This window comes from Prevotella sp. E15-22 (assembly GCF_023204875.1).
Classification (GTDB): domain Bacteria; phylum Bacteroidota; class Bacteroidia; order Bacteroidales; family Bacteroidaceae; genus Prevotella.
Genome location: NZ_CP096247.1, coordinates 3,121,835 through 3,137,742 on the forward strand (window position 1 = coordinate 3,121,835; position 15,908 = coordinate 3,137,742).

The 15,908-nt window shown below is 46.7% G+C and carries 13 protein-coding genes and 3 pseudogenes; 7 read left to right on the top strand and 9 right to left on the bottom strand.

Annotation, left to right across the window (positions count from 1 at the left end):
• Positions 1 to 3,592: 3,592 nt before the first annotated feature.
• From M1D30_RS12835 to M1D30_RS12875, 9 genes and pseudogenes are all read right to left on the bottom strand, one after another.
• Entirely contained in the window at positions 3,593 to 4,027 is a 435-nt protein-coding gene (locus M1D30_RS12835; RefSeq protein ID WP_237802449.1) for a hypothetical protein, read from the bottom strand.
• Positions 4,027 to 4,689, bottom strand: coding sequence for a ParA family protein (locus tag M1D30_RS12840; protein WP_237802448.1), 663 nt, complete (start codon positions 4,687 to 4,689; stop codon positions 4,027 to 4,029). Before M1D30_RS12840 ends, M1D30_RS12835 begins: the two co-directional genes overlap by 1 nt.
• Positions 4,690 to 4,695: 6 nt before the next feature.
• Entirely contained in the window at positions 4,696 to 5,103 is a 408-nt protein-coding gene (locus M1D30_RS12845; RefSeq protein ID WP_248504603.1) for a MarR family transcriptional regulator, read from the bottom strand.
• 20 nt (positions 5,104 to 5,123) lie between these two features.
• A complete protein-coding gene (locus M1D30_RS12850) occupies positions 5,124 to 5,384 on the bottom strand; it encodes a hypothetical protein (protein WP_237802446.1) in 261 nt (86 codons plus the stop codon).
• Positions 5,385 to 5,396: 12 nt separating this feature from the next.
• A complete protein-coding gene (locus M1D30_RS12855) occupies positions 5,397 to 5,834 on the bottom strand; it encodes a helix-turn-helix domain-containing protein (protein ID WP_371874101.1) in 438 nt (145 codons plus the stop codon).
• A gap of 335 nt (positions 5,835 to 6,169) precedes the next feature.
• Positions 6,170 to 6,961, bottom strand: coding sequence for a hypothetical protein (locus M1D30_RS12860; protein WP_237802445.1), 792 nt, complete (start codon positions 6,959 to 6,961; stop codon positions 6,170 to 6,172).
• 502 nt (positions 6,962 to 7,463) lie between these two features.
• Complete coding sequence (locus M1D30_RS12865) at positions 7,464 to 8,627, bottom strand: site-specific integrase (RefSeq protein WP_237802444.1); 1,164 nt, start codon at positions 8,625 to 8,627, stop codon at positions 7,464 to 7,466.
• A gap of 149 nt (positions 8,628 to 8,776) precedes the next feature.
• Positions 8,777 to 9,752, bottom strand: a pseudogene (locus M1D30_RS12870) (helix-turn-helix domain-containing protein).
• A 372-nt stretch (positions 9,753 to 10,124) separates the two neighbouring features.
• Positions 10,125 to 11,501, bottom strand: coding sequence for a leucine-rich repeat domain-containing protein (locus M1D30_RS12875; protein ID WP_248504605.1), 1,377 nt, complete (start codon positions 11,499 to 11,501; stop codon positions 10,125 to 10,127).
• 977 nt (positions 11,502 to 12,478) lie between these two features.
• On the opposite strand from M1D30_RS12875, the pseudogene M1D30_RS12880 reads away from it, so the two are divergent.
• The 7 genes and pseudogenes from M1D30_RS12880 to M1D30_RS12910 form a co-directional block, all read left to right on the top strand.
• Positions 12,479 to 12,730 (top strand): annotated as a pseudogene (locus M1D30_RS12880) (zinc ribbon domain-containing protein); the annotation flags it as partial.
• A gap of 60 nt (positions 12,731 to 12,790) precedes the next feature.
• Positions 12,791 to 13,210, top strand: coding sequence for a pyridoxamine 5'-phosphate oxidase family protein (locus M1D30_RS12885; protein WP_248507860.1), 420 nt, complete (start codon positions 12,791 to 12,793; stop codon positions 13,208 to 13,210).
• Positions 13,211 to 13,810 carry a hypothetical protein gene (locus M1D30_RS12890; RefSeq protein ID WP_248504607.1) on the top strand — a complete coding sequence of 200 codons (600 nt, stop codon included), beginning with the start codon at positions 13,211 to 13,213 and terminating at the stop codon, positions 13,808 to 13,810.
• A complete protein-coding gene (locus tag M1D30_RS12895) occupies positions 13,803 to 14,357 on the top strand; it encodes a GNAT family N-acetyltransferase (RefSeq protein ID WP_248504609.1) in 555 nt (184 codons plus the stop codon). Before M1D30_RS12890 ends, M1D30_RS12895 begins: the two co-directional genes overlap by 8 nt.
• Positions 14,358 to 14,579: 222 nt before the next feature.
• Positions 14,580 to 15,035, top strand: a complete 456-nt coding sequence (locus M1D30_RS12900) for a GyrI-like domain-containing protein (RefSeq protein WP_248504624.1) — start codon at positions 14,580 to 14,582, stop codon at positions 15,033 to 15,035.
• 44 nt (positions 15,036 to 15,079) lie between these two features.
• Positions 15,080 to 15,325, top strand: a pseudogene (locus M1D30_RS12905) (zinc ribbon domain-containing protein); the annotation flags it as partial.
• Between the two features lie 81 nt (positions 15,326 to 15,406).
• Positions 15,407 to 15,805: a pyridoxamine 5'-phosphate oxidase family protein gene (locus M1D30_RS12910; RefSeq protein ID WP_371874192.1), complete on the top strand. Its 399-nt coding sequence runs from the start codon at positions 15,407 to 15,409 to the stop codon at positions 15,803 to 15,805.
• Positions 15,806 to 15,908 lie beyond the last annotated feature (103 nt).

Sequence of the window (15,908 nt, forward strand, 5' to 3'; positions counted from 1 at the left end):
GGTGCGCCTCCGCAGGGGCAGTACCTCTACCAGCGCAACGGCATGGCGACGGTGAACGGCATCCTGCGCACGGACTCGTTCACGACCATGAAGGTGAACGCCGACTACTGTTACCACCGCGCCACGCACGACATCAGCCAGAGCACGACGTACCTTGCCGACGGCGGCGATTACGTGAACGTGAGCGAACAGACGTCGCCGCTGACGAAGATTCATCTGCCGAAGCTGTCAATGAACTATCTGAAGAACGCCGACCGCGTGTATCTCAGCGAGACGTTTGTCTTGAAGGGAAAGTTTGAGCAGAATGAGGGGGATGTGGTGGCTAATCAGCAGTCGGTGGAGCAGCGACGGAAGACATCATCGTTTGAGTTGGGCAATGAACTCTTCTGGATGGGCAGGACGGAGAAGGGCGCACGGCGACACGTCCATGCCAACGTGTCGTTCAAGCGGACACCGACGTTGCGGCTGTCGTTCAGCCAAGACGGTACGGACTATGGGCAGACGGCGCAGTCCTCTACGCTCAGCATGAACGTCGGCTCGTCGTTCCAAATCCCCATCGGCAAGTCGTTCCGCCTGAATCTGCCCGTCAGCGTGTCCGCAATGTATGACGATTTGGAAACCTATCGCATGGCAACCGGCGACCAAAACGACATTCGCGGCTGGGCCTTCACGCCAACCCTCAACCCCGGCTTCGAGATTCATTCCAAGAACCGCCGCTTCTACCTGAGTGCGGGCATCGGGGCCGCGCTGAAGGGGCTGTACTACAATAAGCTGAACTACACCAAGCCCGTGCTCAATCCCTCGATGGGCATCAATTATACCTTCTCGGCCAACAGCAAGCTGTCGTTCTCGACGGGCTACACGACTTCCATCGGCGACATGATGACGCTGCTGACGGAGCCGATGCAGGTGGACTACCGCTCGGTGCGCACCTCGTCGGGCATCATCGGCGAGTCCAACACGTGGCACACGTCGGGCGACTGGAAGTGGCAACTGCCCATGCAGTACTTCACGCTGAGCCTCGCAGCTACCCACAGCGAAGGCAAGCAGAACACGCTCACGTCGCAGTCGGTCAGCGGCATCGACGTGAGCAGCACGGCCCTGCTCCGCGACTCCCGCAGCCGCTCCACCAGTTTCTCCGCTTCCGTCACGAAGAACATCCCCACGCTCTTTGCCAAGCTCGGTGCCGACGGCAGCTACAGCTTCGGCAGCGGCGAACAGGCAATTTCCTCCTCTATGGGGGGAGGTCAGGAGGAGGCCACCGTCATCGACACCCGCACGAACAGCTACGCCCTACATGGCAACGCCACCATCACCCCCGTCCCCTGGCTCGAACTGCGGTACGACATCAATTACGGGTGGTCGCGCTCGCGCTATTCCGAAGAGAGCAACACTACGACCTCCCTCACCCACAGCGGTGCCGTCCACATCTTCCCCATCGCCACCCTCGACCTCTCACTGGATTACGACCACGTGCGCCGTCAGCTCACCGCCGACCAATACAAGCGCATGTCCCTCTTCAACGCCTCCGCCCAGTACAAATTCAAGCGCCTCGTCCTCCGCCTCGAACTCGACAACCTCCTGAACCAGCGCCACTACGCCTACACCCTCTTCAACGGCATCAACACCTACACCTACGACTACGCCCTCTGCGGTCGCACCGCCCTGCTCCGCGCCACGTTTAAGTTATAAGATAGTTAAAACAGTTAGTAAATAAAAGAAGATCAGTTAAACAAACAAAGTAATTTTTGTTCAAAAGTCCTATAGGCACCTAAGCCCCGTCGCGTCGTGATGACGAGACGGGGCTGTCAAGATTTATTAAATGGTTGCTGCGCAAATATGCGGTCAGTGACCATTTTTGTTAGCTGCTCAAAAAAAGGAATCCGATTTGTACTGATGCCAGATTGACAACGACGGTGCAACATAAGCTTTCTGTTTTCGCTATACTGCTGAAGTTTTTGTTACTATGAGAGGGGCTGTTCTGTCCACAGCATTATCCAGGTGAAACTGCCATTGAAGACTTGCCGAGGGGGTGGCCCCCTCCAATCGAACGAAGCGATGATAGGGGTATTAGGCTGCCCCTCTCTATCGTTGAGTGGACAGAGGCAAGCCTCTGTTGCGTAACGGACTTCGGTTGATGTTTCTTGCTTTCTGCCACATTGCTTGCAAATTGGGTTGGTTAGCCTCCCATGCCTCGAATGTTGGCAGGGGTATTAGGCTACCCATCCTTACCGTCGAATGGCTAACGGAGCGAGCTCCGACGTGTCGGAAACGACTCTCGTAAGCCACGTAAAAATGCTGCGGATTTTATCATCATGCGACGCTTGCGTCGAACAGTGTTTTGAAAAAACGCTAAGCCTAATAAGAGTTAACAGAAATTAACTCGGTTCAGGAGTACAGATTCTGCTGCGCGGAGCAAGCTCGTTTGAAGTATGGGAAAGAAGTTGCCCTGGTATCATCTTGCTACCAGATTTCATTCGTGCAGATGACAGTCGCTTGAAGAGTTTTCATAGTCACTACAAACCCCATTGCTTGCAATTTTATCTGGTCTGTCTTCCAAGTCCCGAATGAGGATTGGGGAATTAGGCTTCCCATGACTTTGAAAAAGTGGCATCGGCAAGCCGATTAGACTGACTGGATAAAATTGCCAGAGATTAATCGCTGCCATTCATGGCCGACCATGTGTGGGAACACCTTCATGCCAGATTCCATGACCTCTGCTTGCAGAATTATCTGGTCAAATCTCCGTCCGATGAAAATCGGAACGGGTAGTGAGCTTCCCGATACTGTAAAAATGTGGCACATGGGCAAGCCCAGTGCCCGTAGGTTTGAAAAATAACTATACAGGTGTGGATGGATGGCCTTGCCAGCGTGTAAGCCTCTACAAAGACTCGAAAATGGCTTCAGGAAGCGTCAAAATCCTTTCGTGGGTAATGACACATCTGGGATGGCAAAACCACGAATTAGAGCATTTCTGAGGCTTCTGGGGCTTTGCTGCTTGAATGACAAGACATCGCATCGGTTTCAGGGCGAGAACATTTCCGACGGCCTACTGTCGCAAATCTTTGAAAGAAGGGAAAAGGAAAATGAGCAATTGGGATGGTGATTGACTGGAAATCTGCTGTGCATCCCAAGCCCAATGCCGTTGTAAGATTTGCTGCGCATTTACCACATCCGTAAAATGCAAGATGGAACCACCCTTTGGTTTCAGACTGTATATCACCTATAGGGCTATACTCAATATGGGTTATACAAATGGCAGCCACAAAAGAGATTGCAGAAACTCCGCTAATGTATAACCGTATATCTATATAAGGCTATACATTGCAAAGCCGTCGCGCCAAATGTAAAGCTATATGCCTATATCCCTGTACATTCATACATGCTATAACCCTATACGGAAAATAAGCCTATACTTGGTATATGCTAATACTGAATATACCCCTATACGTTGTGGATGTGTATATGCCTATAGGCTTATACTCTTTCATAGTGTATAGGTATGCCATCGTTATATGGCTATACAAAAAAATGCAGACACGGAACCAACATTCAGTTCGGTGTCTGCACAAAAGGAGGAATCGTGTAACGGTCAGAAGAGTTCTTCAGACGACTGATTGGGTTCAATCAGAATTGGGCCACGCTTCTTTTCGTATTTGCAAATGCACTTGGTGAACATGCTTTCAACGACAGCCCTTACAGTCAAGTGCTCCTGCCAGGCGATAGCCCTTACCTTTGATATGATGTCTTTGTCACAGATGCAAGAGAAGTGGCCGACCTTATCAGGGGTTGAGCCATCGACACTGACATCGCCTTTTCTCCTGCGTCCACGCTTGCGGACAGGCTTCTCTGCCGTATCAGGTTCATGCTCTTCCTGCATGGGCTGTTGCACGGATAGTGTTTGGAGAACTGCTTCACTCTGCTCCTTAATGGAAGAAGTATCTTCCAGACTATTCTGCGGCTCTGTTTTCTGCTCTGTTGATGGCTTTTTGCCGAAGATTTCATTGAAAGCGTTGTCTGGATCCATTATTCTGCACCTCCTTTCTGCAATTCATTGATAACAGGTTCAAAGGCATACTTGACTGCATTCCTCTGATAGGTAGTAAGCGGAAACAGCGTATTATAGTCGCCGATGACCACGCTGCGCTTTATCCTCGGTGTTATCGTGCCATAGGCTTTCAATTGCTCAATGGCCTTGTCTCTTTCCTGCTGGAGGTGTTCACGCCTTTCCTCGACCGACACAATGCCATTGGGGACGAAGAATATCTTCGCTCCGAAGTGAGCTTTGAATACCTCGCAGAACATCTGGGTGGCATCAAGCGTATCGCTGTCATAATGGATAGGTACTACAGCAATGTCAGCACATGAGTAGATGACTTTGAGGTTCGGGTCAACGAGGTTACCCGGACAGTCAATGATGATGTCGTAGGGCAGTTGCTTCAGTTTCGACATGATTTGCGTCACCTCTTCTGTAGTCCTGCCCCAGAACGTTTCAATCTCCCAGGGCAGACTGGCATCGGGATTATGCTGAAGGTCACGCTTACGATGACGGAACAGGGACTGCTGAAGGTCGGCATCGACTACGGCGACGTTTCTGCCGATATTGGCAAGGTTGGTGGCAAAGACACCACAAAGGGTTGTCTTTCCGACACCTCCCTTTACGTTAGTGTATAATACAATCTTTCCCATAGTTGTTCAGATGATTAGTTGATAAACAAGTTCGTTGTCACTTGACAGGTTCGGCGTTACCTTGTTTCCATGCTGCCAGCCAAGCAGACACTTGATGTCTGTCACGGACGATACATTGCCCGTACTCACCTTGACGAGTCCGTCGGCCTCCAGTTCCTTCAGGAAACGGGTGACTGTACTGCGGTTGCGGTTCCATTCTCTGGCAAGTTCGGAATGCGAAGCACCTACCTGTCCCGTTTGTACGCTGTAGTCTATGCTACGCTTTGTCTGCGTACCGTCGGTTTCTGCGGCATGACGGAGGAGTGAGAAGAAGCGGAACATCCTCTGTCTTGGCTTCAGGTCTTTGGCAAGATTGTCAATGTCCTGTAGCGACAGGGACAGGATGAGCCGTGTTTCAGAATGAGAGTTCTCCATAAGCATACATATTTATATGGTTATACATGGGTTCTCTCAGAACGGGGAACGCTGAGACAGGAGAGGTGCAAGGCAGCTTCCTCCCTTATCTCGTTCTCGGACTTCACCTTCACGTTGCGCACCCAGTCAAGCAAGGCACTCTTCTCGAAGAAGATCAGTTTGCCTGCTGGCTTATAGTAAGGAATCTGTGAGAAGTGCGTCATCTTGTACTTCTTGCTGCGTAGATACTTCATCTGTTCCTCGGACAGAATGAAGCAGTAATGAATTTTATGCTCGTTCATAATTGCTTGATTTTAGATTTTATCCCCGTCAAATGGTTTTGCAATAGGTTGACGTCGTCGAGCTGAAGCTTCATCGTTCCAACTGGACTTGTTCGGCTTGCGCTTGTGCGATGCAAGGATGGCAGCGTTCTGCTCCTCATCCGTCAGAGGGATGGGATTCTTGCGGTTCGCCTCCAGCCACTTGTCAATCTCGTCAAGGTAGATGACCCATCGCTTGCCAGGTTTGGAACCTGGGATTTCCCTGTTTGCGAGTTTCTGGTAGATGGTCGCAAGGGGAATGTTGGTGTACTCGGCAACCTGCTCTGGTGTGACAGGGCGGTGTCTGTTCTCTCTCTGCTGAGTTGGTCTGTTCTGAAGGTTCAGCAGTAACTCCTTCATGCCCGACACTTCATCCCGAAGTTCGGCAACGACCTGCGGAAGGTCATTGAACGTTAATTCCTTATTTGTCATTTTACAACACGACCCTTTAGTGGAATCGTGCTGCAAAGGAACCCCGTTACGAATCGGAGGGCAAGCCACAGTTTTATAACTGGTGCGTCACGAAACAATCACGCAGTAGAGCCTTCTTTTTGGCTGTTATTAGTGGATAAAACAAGAATCTGACGCGTCATTTTGACAATATTGAACATGTAAGTATAATGAATGACAATTGGGATTACGGCTGTTTTTAGGGGTAAGATTTCAGCGCAAAAGGGCATAGGCACAACAGGACCACACCAAGTTCGGTTTCTGATGTGGCTCCAATATGTGATGTCTAAGTATTGATATAGGAGAGGTGAGAAAGTTTATCTTCTGTCTTTCTCTACGCCCAGTTGTGAAGGGATATGGAATAACAATCCGTCTTCTCCCTGAATGTCACAATGTATCTGGTCGCTGTTGGATGTGACTGTCAGATTCCTGAGTGTGCTATGTGACAATGGCTCTCCACTGGCTGTCACACACAATGAAGCAAAACGACGCTCGATATAACAGGCGCAATCATCGTTGCTGTAAACCTTGCCTTTGCCAAGTCCCAACCTTATGGCAATGCTCCAGACAAGATGACGGACATCGAAGCTACTCAGTTTGGTCTTGAATCTCTTCCACTCAACTTCAGGGCGGTAGTCGTGATCCATCGCGAATCTCAACAGGTCTGTACAGAAATCGTCCATGTCTTCCTCATATACAAATGGAGACATGATGTATAGAAGGTATTCATGAATGGTATCCAGTTTCTTCTTCTGGCTTTCTGCCTGACTCTGATAGAAGTCATCAATGCCTTGTTGATAGGTCGAGCTGGCAGAAGCAGCCGAAACAGTTGATGGATTATTGACAGGATTGTTTCCTTCTATAACCTTGGTATCTGAAACAGCTATCTCTTCGTTTAGCTCTACTTCGGTTATGTTATTGGAAAATGCTTCAACACAACCGACAGGGTTTATATCCTCTGGTTCATTAGCAAACGATTTTGCCTCCAAAAGAAAAACAGGTGCTTGCACATCTTCTTCGTGAGGATTGCTATTCTCCATAGTAACCTTGTCCTTGGTTTTCCTCGTCTGAGCTATTCCCACGAAAGCATACTGCACAGCCATGTACATTGACCATAGGATTATTACAATAATCAAGTAGATGATAGATACAGGAACGATGCCATCGGGAAGATTTGAGTCTGCCCACTGACAAAGTGGAATTGAAAGAAGAAGTACTGCAACTCCCGGCAGTATTCTTGTGGAGATCCATTCGAGCCGGATGGAAGCCTCACGTGAAGTGATTGAAGATGGTGAATCTATTTTCATTGTCTTTATGTGTTATTGTTCGTTGTTTCAGAAATTGTGCTGCAAAGTTAAGAAGATTTTTGCACATGGCGTATAGTCTTTTCGTCTGTAGGCCAATGATTTATGTTTATTTGTGAATCATACTTGAAGTGAGTATGATTTTCACATTTGGCCTTTTCCTCCTTTTTCTCCGTTGTTTGATTGCCCTACAAAGGTATAACGAAAAATGAGAGCCAATCCTGTTGGTTCCCATTTTCCCATGTGTGTGACCTGAAAAAAGCTTCTTTGGTTTCATTTCTCGAAGAAATAGAACCAACAAATAGGTTTAGCCCTGCCCGACGACTTTCAGTTGCGGAGTTATCTTTGGCTTCAACGTGATGCGGTTGACCGACTCGCGCTTGCTCTCGTCAGCCATGTTAGCATAAATCTGAGTGGTTTCCACATTTTTGTGTCCGAGCATGTGCTGGACGGTGTAGATGCCTGTTCCTGCATCAACCTGCAAGGAGCCAAAGGTATGACGAGCACAATGGAAGGTGATGTGCTTGGTGATACCTGCAGCCTTCAGCCAGTTCTTCAAGGAGGTGCCTGTCATCTTGTCCTTGAAGTCGGGAAAGACTTTTGCATCGGGTTCGTATTCTCCGTCGTAGAAGCCGATGAGTTCAAGAGCCTCTTCGCTGACGGGGTTGTTCACAAGCTGCTGAGTCTTCTGCATACGCACAGTGATATACATGCCTCCATCTCCGTATGGCTGAATCTTCTTCCACGTCAATGCCTTAACGTCGCTCTTTCTGAGTCCAGTCAGACAAGAGAAGAGGAAAGCCTTTTTCAACACAGGTTCCTTGCAGTCTGTATTGGCAAGGCTGACGAGCTCAGGCTGTGAGAGGTGTTCCTTCTCCGTAGGAATAGTGTCTATTCTGTCAAGGAAGCCATTGGGATTCTCCTTGATCTTGTGGTCGCGGTAGGCTGTGTGGAGCACGGCGCGGAAGGTTGACCAGTAGCCTGCAATGGTGTTGGTGTGCAGCTTCTGCTTCTTGTGGATGGTCTGTGGAGCGGTATAAAGGTACTCCTTGAACTTGTTGCACAGGTCAACGTCTATCTCCCCGAAAGTGCATTTGCCTTCGCAGAAAGTTTCGAAATGCTTATAGACGTTCTGCCACTTGGTGTTTCTGGCATCGGCCTTTTTCTTGAACCATGCGAGGAAGTTGCCTTTTTCCTTCTCTCTGTCGAAGAAGTCGTAGCGTTCGTTCACGATGCTCTCATAGCGTCGGCAGCGCAGTGCCTCGGCTTTTTCCGTCATGCGCTCGTTATAGTCACGCTCGCGCTGGTTCTTGGGCTTGGCAAAGATGTAGATGCCAAGCGACTCATGTCGCTGTACCTTCATGGTTGACTCATCCCTGTAGCCGGGGTAGTAGTCAAGGTAGAAGCTCAGCTGCGTACCTTTCTTTATCTTACGCGTACGCAAGGTTACTGTCTTACAAATGTTACTCATACTTGTATGAAATTTGTTTTGTTAATAATCGAAGGCTATGCGTCTCATAGCGGGTGCAAAGTAACTGCGTGATGAAAGTGTGACCAAAGCACCTTTTCATAACTCATGGATAATTGTACTTTCACGCAGTTGATGCCTATTATTGGGCGTTATTGGAGCCTGTAAGCCCCGAATTGTGCCAGTCTGCTTGCCATTATTCGGTCTAATTCCTCCTTGACGATGAGGTTCTGCACACCGACTTTCACCTTCGTGAGGTTGTTCGTCTTGACCATGACACAGATGTTGCTCTTGGTCATGCCGTACTTCTCGGCAGCTTCGGCTGTGGTGTAATAGGCATCACTCGCCTTCAGGTCGGGACGGAAGATGTCATCCAGATGTTTCTTTGAATAATAGGTCTTGCCATATTCTCGCTTGGTGGGAATATGGCGACGGTAGGCTTGGGTGCGCAAGGATTCCTTGGTCGTGGAATAAAGTGTTTCTGCCTCATCCGTTGTCAGCCATTCTGTCAAGGCTTCTATCTCAGCGGAAACTCCGAAGAGTGCATCCATGTGCTTTCGGCTATAATAGTTTTTGCCTGCAATCTTGCACACAGGTATGTTGTTTCTCTTGGCTGAAACATAGAGCCATGACTTCTTAACCTTGTAGGTTGCCATAACGTCCTCGCCAGAGATGTATTCAAGTGGTTCAATGTCTTGAAAAGAGTTCTCTTTCCTCGTTGACTTACTTGAATCATGTTCCTTCTTCAACGAAAGGGAAGAAGGATTCTTAGGTTTGGATGTTGGCAAGACACGATGATAAGGATTTCCTGCAAGCATCTTTTCAATGTCTGCCTTGCGGATGAATGCCATCCGGCTGCTGATTCGGGATGCAGGAAGTTTACCCTCGTTTACCAACTTGTAAACGTACTGACGGGGAGCATCCCATAAGGATGGCAGCTTTGGAGAATGTGAGATACTCCTGGCTGGCGATGTCTATAACAGGCTGGACAGCCTTCAAAAAGTCCTGTTGCCTCTTCTTGCGCTGAGCCTTTGCCGCCTCGGCACATTGTTCTGAGCAATACCTCTGCGAGCCGCTGTTACAAGTGAACTCCTTTCCGCAGAAGGCGCATTTTCTTGTCTTTCTCATTTGACTCCTTTTTATGTGGTTTTACAATCAATTTCATGCAAACCGCCACGGAGTGAACTTTCGTCAATCATTGACACCCATTGTCAACTCATTCCACGATGTCACGTTCATCAAGTGAGGTCACTTCCTTGCTCCTTTCCCTCTCGTTCTTCAGTCAACCGTTGTCCACTCTTGTCAACCTTTGTCAACCCTGTCCATGAGATGGCAAAATAAAAGCCCTCAAAATTCTCCGCGGTAGAAATGCGTTGCAAAGGTAAGCGGATTTTTGAGAACTACCAAAAAGCAAGCCCGAAGTGTTAAAATCTAAAAGTAGTTGATATACAGAGATTTATCTCTATATGTTTTTCATTGTTTGTAGTTGTTTAGAGGTCTCTAAATACAATTACCGAAAGCTCCAGCTCCTATTACTTTGACTCTGGAGGGGAAATTAATTGAAGTTAATGCCGTGCAACTATGGAATGCGTTTTCTTCAATATATTCAACATTAGATCCGATTGTTACAGATTTTAAATTTGCACAACCTCTAAAGGTTCCATTGCAAATAGAAGTCATGTTTTCGCTTATTACAACAGATTGAAGATTTGAGCAGTTGTAAAACACCTCTTTATCCATAGTATTAACTTTATCTGGAATTATTATTTCTTCAAGTCCTGTGCAGCCTTCAAATGCGTGAAGACCTAAATGACTGACATTATTAAGAAAGGATAGTGATGTCAAACTCGAACAATTTCTGAAAGCCGCTTCTTCGACTTTGACAATTTGGCTTCCTAGGACAATCGTATTAAGGTTGCTGCAGCCATTAAATGTGTTATATGCAATTGTTTTGAGCCCCTCTCCAAGTGTGACGGATTTCAATCCCGAGCATCCGTTAAAAGTAGATTTTTCCAAAATAGTAACACTATTGGGAATTGTTATTGAAACCAAAGAACTACATCCTGAAAATGCAGTTTGCCCAATTTTTGTAATGCTATTTGGAATTGCCACTGTTTGGAGATTCTTACAACCGCTAAATGTATCAAACATAATCTCAGAAATACTATTCGGCATTTCTATTGAAGTAATACCACTTCCACTAAATGCGCCTCTTCCGATTGAAACGACACTATTTGGTATATAAACTGTATTAAGTCCTGAGCAAGATTGAAAAGCGCAATCTTCAATTGTTGTAACAGTACTAGGAATAATCAATGAAGACAACCCTGAACTTGCTTCGAAAGAGAACGTACCAATGGTAGTAACGCCACTGGGTATGATCGTATTATTACACCCTACAATAAGTTTGTTTGTCGAAGTTTCAATTATCGCATTACAATTATTTCTAGAATCGAAAGTGGTATTTGCATTATCCACGACAATAGAATTCATTCCACTACATCCTGCAAATGCTCTATAACCGATTTCTATAACATTGGAGGGAATTTCAATACTTGTCAGTTTTGAACAGTACAAAAAGGCCATAGAGCCGATGGTCTTTATGCTACTTGGCATCTTTATACTTATTACATTGTCGCAATAACTAAATGCAGACTCTTTTATGGCATTGACATTGCAAGTAACACCCTCGTATTCTATCGTCGCAGGAATAACGATATCACCACTATACTTATTACCTTTAGAACTAATGACTTCTGCTGTAGCGATTTTTGTAACGATGTTATACCATATCCCATTTATTTCTTTTTCTCCTGTGAAGGCATTAGCAATAGTCGGTGATAACATCCAAAACACCATAAGAATTACTTTATTCATATGATAAATGGGCGTTGTTATGCCGTTACCCTTCGGCTTTAGTTAGATAATAATTGATTATAAGAGGCGCAGACTCTCGCCATACGTCTCACGGCTCACCACAAGCCACTCCTAAATATGGGAAAGCTGCGCCCTTTTGGGTTGCAGTCCCAATAATAGGAGTTTGCTCTTTTTCACGTGGTGATTGTGAGACTATTGAGCAATATGTCTTGCATTCTTTGCGGAATGCAGGGGCAAAGATACACAAAATTATTCGTATTTCGTACATTATACTAAAAAATGCAGATTTCGAGATGAATTTGTCCACTTTTTACCTCAGTGGTTGACCTTCAGAGTAAAAAAAACGAAGATACAGGACCTTCGGAGACCAATCCGCCGGATAAACTTACAGCGCGTACTTGCCGATGTCGCCGCTCTTGCGGTCCACGACGCTGTCGAGCACCTTGATGCCCGTTCGCTGCCGCGCCGGTTCCATGGGCACGAGGCGGTAGGTCAAACTCCGTTCGTCGAATCCGCGCTTCTGGGTGAAGGGGGCCACCTAGATCCGCTCAAAAGGGTACTGCGCTATGGCTTTTCTCGTTGTCGGCATGGTCAAAGTCTTCTTTTTGGCACAAAGTTACAAATTCTATTTATGAGAGGATAAATTTTTAGCGATGAACTATCTTTTTAATGTATGAAAGGATAATTATTCGTCATCAAGTTATCTTCATATATGGTAGAAAGGGGCACCAACGCTTCGGACGAAGGTTAAATCACATAGAAATCGCTTCTCCGAATCAATGGGGAAGGATTGCTGTCTCTTTGTTCGTAACGCTTTGCCGCTACCAACGGGACGCAAGAAAGCTCGAATTTATTCGGCTTGGCTCTCGCTTAATCAAACCATCCGTCACAAATCCGTGCAGTTTATCCCAGATATTTGGCCAACTGCGTAAAATACAATACTTTTGCAGCATCGAAACGTATAAAACGATAATAATATGAAACAGAAATTTTGCCAGAGCTGCGGCATGCCGCTCACAGATGATGTGCTAGGTACGAATGCCGACGGCACAAAGAACGAAGATTATTGCATGTACTGCTACAAGGACGGCAAGTTCCTGCAGGATTGTACGATGGAAGAGATGATTGAGCATTGTGCTCAGTTTGTTGGTGCAGTAAACGAGGGGCTGGAGAAGCCCATCACCAAAGAGGAGTATATCGGCATGATGAAAACGTATTTCCCCCAGCTGAAGCGCTGGCGCAAAACGCTGAATGTTAGTAGCGATGAAGTCATGACTGTTAACCCTGCTTTGGCAGGCATAAAAGAACTCATTGCACAGATGGCCGACAAACTGCCCATCACTTATATCTCGTCAGTAGACCAAGAAGGTTTCCCTTGGACCAAGGCCATGCTGAAACCACGCAAACGCGAGGGCATCAAAACCTTCTACTTCACCACCAACACATTCTCAATACGTGTGGCTCAATACAAGGCTAACCCCAAGGCCTCGATCTATTTCTGCGATGTCGAGGGTTTCAAGGGCATGATGCTGCGCGGTACGATGGAGGTACTGACGGATGCCGCTTCGAAAGAGATGATTTGGCGTGATGGAGACGAACAGTACTATCCAGGCGGCGTGACCGACCCGAACTATTGTGTCATGAAGTTCACCGCCACCGATGGTCGTTTCTATAGCGATTTTTATCCACGTAGTTTTGTAATTGAGTAAATGATGAACAATAAAGCACCGGTCATACTCATTGGCGAAAAGAGTGACAAGGTATTCCTGTTTGTGCATGGATTGCATGGACGCAAGGAAGAGGCATTGGCCTTTGCAGAGGAGGCTGTGCCCAATGGTTATCAAGTTTTGGGTATCGACCTGCCTGTAGAGCGCAAGCCTTGGGAGGTACTGCCTTTGCTGAATGATATCTGTGATTATCTATATGATAATTGGCAATCGGTTTCCGTTCGTGCTAATAGCATAGGCTCGTGGTTTACGTTGTTGGCTTTCCAGAGCAAGAAAGTGGAACAGGCATTACTTGTTTCTCCGATTCTCGATATGAAGCGGTTTATAGAGCTGATGCCACAGCGTGAGGATGACTATTACGAGTGGGTTGTTAATAACCCTATTACTTGCTGGGATACACCCACATACATCCTTCGCCCAGAAGTGGACTTGATTGTCAGCGAGGAAGTAGGTCACGACTTCATCAGTCAGCATCAGTGCCAGGTCACCATCATGCCTGATGGAGAACATTGGTTTCATACGCCAGAACAGCTTGCTTTCCTGAAAGCATGGGAAGAGAAAACGATAATATCAAATGAATAGAATTACAATGGAAACAAATCGTATCATATTGTGCCCTTGGCGCGAATCGGATGCGGAGACACTGTATAAATGGGCTTCTGATCCTGATGTGGGGCCTCGTGCAGGATGGCCACCTCATCAGAATGTGGAGGAGAGTCTGGAGATTATTCGCACTGTATTTAATGACGTGCTGCACACATGGGCTATCGTTCTAAAAGAGACTGACGAACCTATTGGCGCTATGGGGTACGGCCCGTCGTGCGAGTGCGATCTGCCGGCCCGCGAGGGTGAACCGCTCATTGGTTATTGGGTGGCCAAGCCCTATTGGAATAAGGGCATCTGCACAGAGGCACTGCGCCTGATGTTAGACCACATCCGAGAATCGACGGACATCAAATCGCTCATTAGCGGCCACTTCGTAGATAATCCAGCTTCTGGTAGAGTAATGGAAAAGTGTGGTTTCGTTCCCACAGGCGAGATTTGCATAGACGAAAACCAGTATCAAGGTGAGAACAGGCCTATCAGAGTATTGAGATTAGAATTGTCATCATTGCATGGTGCTACATAGATGCGCGCTCCTGTAACTCACGATTAGCGCTCCCATTCGTCACAAATCACTGCGGTTTATCCCAGATATTTGGCTGTCTCAGCAATTATGCGTTCCTTTGCAGCGTCAAATCATAATAAATAAAATATAATAATGAAAGTGAAGGTTAATCTTGATGATAAAGATGCTTCGTGGCAGTATATTATCGAGCATTACGGAAATAATTTACAATAGCAATAGAATATGAGAATAGAAGAAATCAATGGTGACGAGGTTATTTATATGCGTCGCACGGGACAATACGGTGAAGAAAACTATGAGCTGATGTGCAAAATGAAGGCATGGTCTAATGAACGAGGCTTGTTGACAGACGATGCTGTACTTTTTGGTATAGCCCTCGACAACCCACAATTCACTAAACCAAGCGAGTGTAGATATGATGTATGCCTATTAGCTTCAAGCGCAAAAGATATCGCAGTCGAAGACCAAGTAGAGACCCGGAACCTCTGCGGGGGCAAATATGCAGTCTTCACCATCAACCACACTAAAGATGCCGTAACAGATTTCTGGAAATCATTTCCGACAGAGATGGCCAACAACGGCGTGAAGATAGATTTTTCACGCCCAATAATGGAAAGATATTCTGTCAAGATGGTGTCAAACGGCTTTTGCGAGATGTGTGTGCCTATAGTTGAATGATAAAAATATGAATAATCCATAAACATAGATACACTATGAAAGAAATGAAATTTTGTCAGAGTTGCGGCATGCCGCTAACCGAAGATGTTCTCGGCACGAATGCCGATGGCAGTAAGAATGAAGATTATTGCATGTACTGCTATAAGGATGGGAAGTTCTTGCAGGACTGCACGATGGAAGAGATGATCGAACATTGTGCGCAGTTTATTGGTGCTGTCAACGAGGGGTTGGAGAAACCCATCACTAAAGAGGAGTACATCGGCATGATGAAAACGTATTTCCCCCAATTAAAGCGCTGGCGCAAAACGTTGGATATTAGTAACGATGAAGTCAAGAATGTTAACCCCGCTTTAGCCGGCGTTAAAGAACTCATTGCACAGATGGCCGACAAACTGCCCATCGCTTACATCTCATCAGTAGACCAAGAAGGTTTTCCTTGGACCAAGGCCATGCTGAAGCCACGCAAGCGTGAGGGTATCAAAACTTTCTACTTTACAACTAACACATTCTCAATACGTGTGGCCCAATACAAAGCCAACCCCAAAGCCAGCATCTATTTCTGTGATGCCGAAGGATTTAAGGGCATGATGCTCAGAGGTACGATGGAGGTACTGACGGATGCCGCCTCGAAGGAGATGATCTGGCGCGATGGCGACACAGAGTACTATCTCGGTGGTGTCACCGACCCTAACTATTGCGTACTCAAATTCACCGCCACCGATGGTCGATTCTATAGCGATTTTTATCCACGTAGTTTTGTGATTGAATAAATGATGAACAATAAAGCACTTGTCGTTACCCAGTCATTTCGAGGTTCTGATTGAGAATACAATTCTTAGAGGGAGCGACCGCTGTACATTCAGAATAATGCGA

Excerpts from the sequence above, each read along its gene's own strand:
- M1D30_RS12835 (WP_237802449.1), bottom strand. The coding sequence starts at position 4,027 with ATGGATCCAGACAACGCTTTCAATGAAATCTTCGGCAAAAAGCCATCA.
- M1D30_RS12840 (WP_237802448.1), bottom strand. The coding sequence starts at position 4,689 with ATGGGAAAGATTGTATTATACACTAACGTAAAGGGAGGTGTCGGAAAG.
- M1D30_RS12845 (WP_248504603.1), bottom strand. The coding sequence starts at position 5,103 with ATGGAGAACTCTCATTCTGAAACACGGCTCATCCTGTCCCTGTCGCTA.
- M1D30_RS12850 (WP_237802446.1), bottom strand. The coding sequence starts at position 5,384 with ATGAACGAGCATAAAATTCATTACTGCTTCATTCTGTCCGAGGAACAG.
- M1D30_RS12855 (WP_371874101.1), bottom strand. The coding sequence starts at position 5,834 with ATGACAAATAAGGAATTAACGTTCAATGACCTTCCGCAGGTCGTTGCC.
- M1D30_RS12860 (WP_237802445.1), bottom strand. The coding sequence starts at position 6,961 with ATGTACATGGCTGTGCAGTATGCTTTCGTGGGAATAGCTCAGACGAGG.
- M1D30_RS12865 (WP_237802444.1), bottom strand. The coding sequence starts at position 8,627 with ATGAGTAACATTTGTAAGACAGTAACCTTGCGTACGCGTAAGATAAAG.
- M1D30_RS12875 (WP_248504605.1), bottom strand. The coding sequence starts at position 11,501 with ATGAATAAAGTAATTCTTATGGTGTTTTGGATGTTATCACCGACTATT.
- M1D30_RS12890 (WP_248504607.1), top strand. The coding sequence starts at position 13,211 with ATGATGAACAATAAAGCACCGGTCATACTCATTGGCGAAAAGAGTGAC.
- M1D30_RS12895 (WP_248504609.1), top strand. The coding sequence starts at position 13,803 with ATGAATAGAATTACAATGGAAACAAATCGTATCATATTGTGCCCTTGG.
- M1D30_RS12900 (WP_248504624.1), top strand. The coding sequence starts at position 14,580 with ATGAGAATAGAAGAAATCAATGGTGACGAGGTTATTTATATGCGTCGC.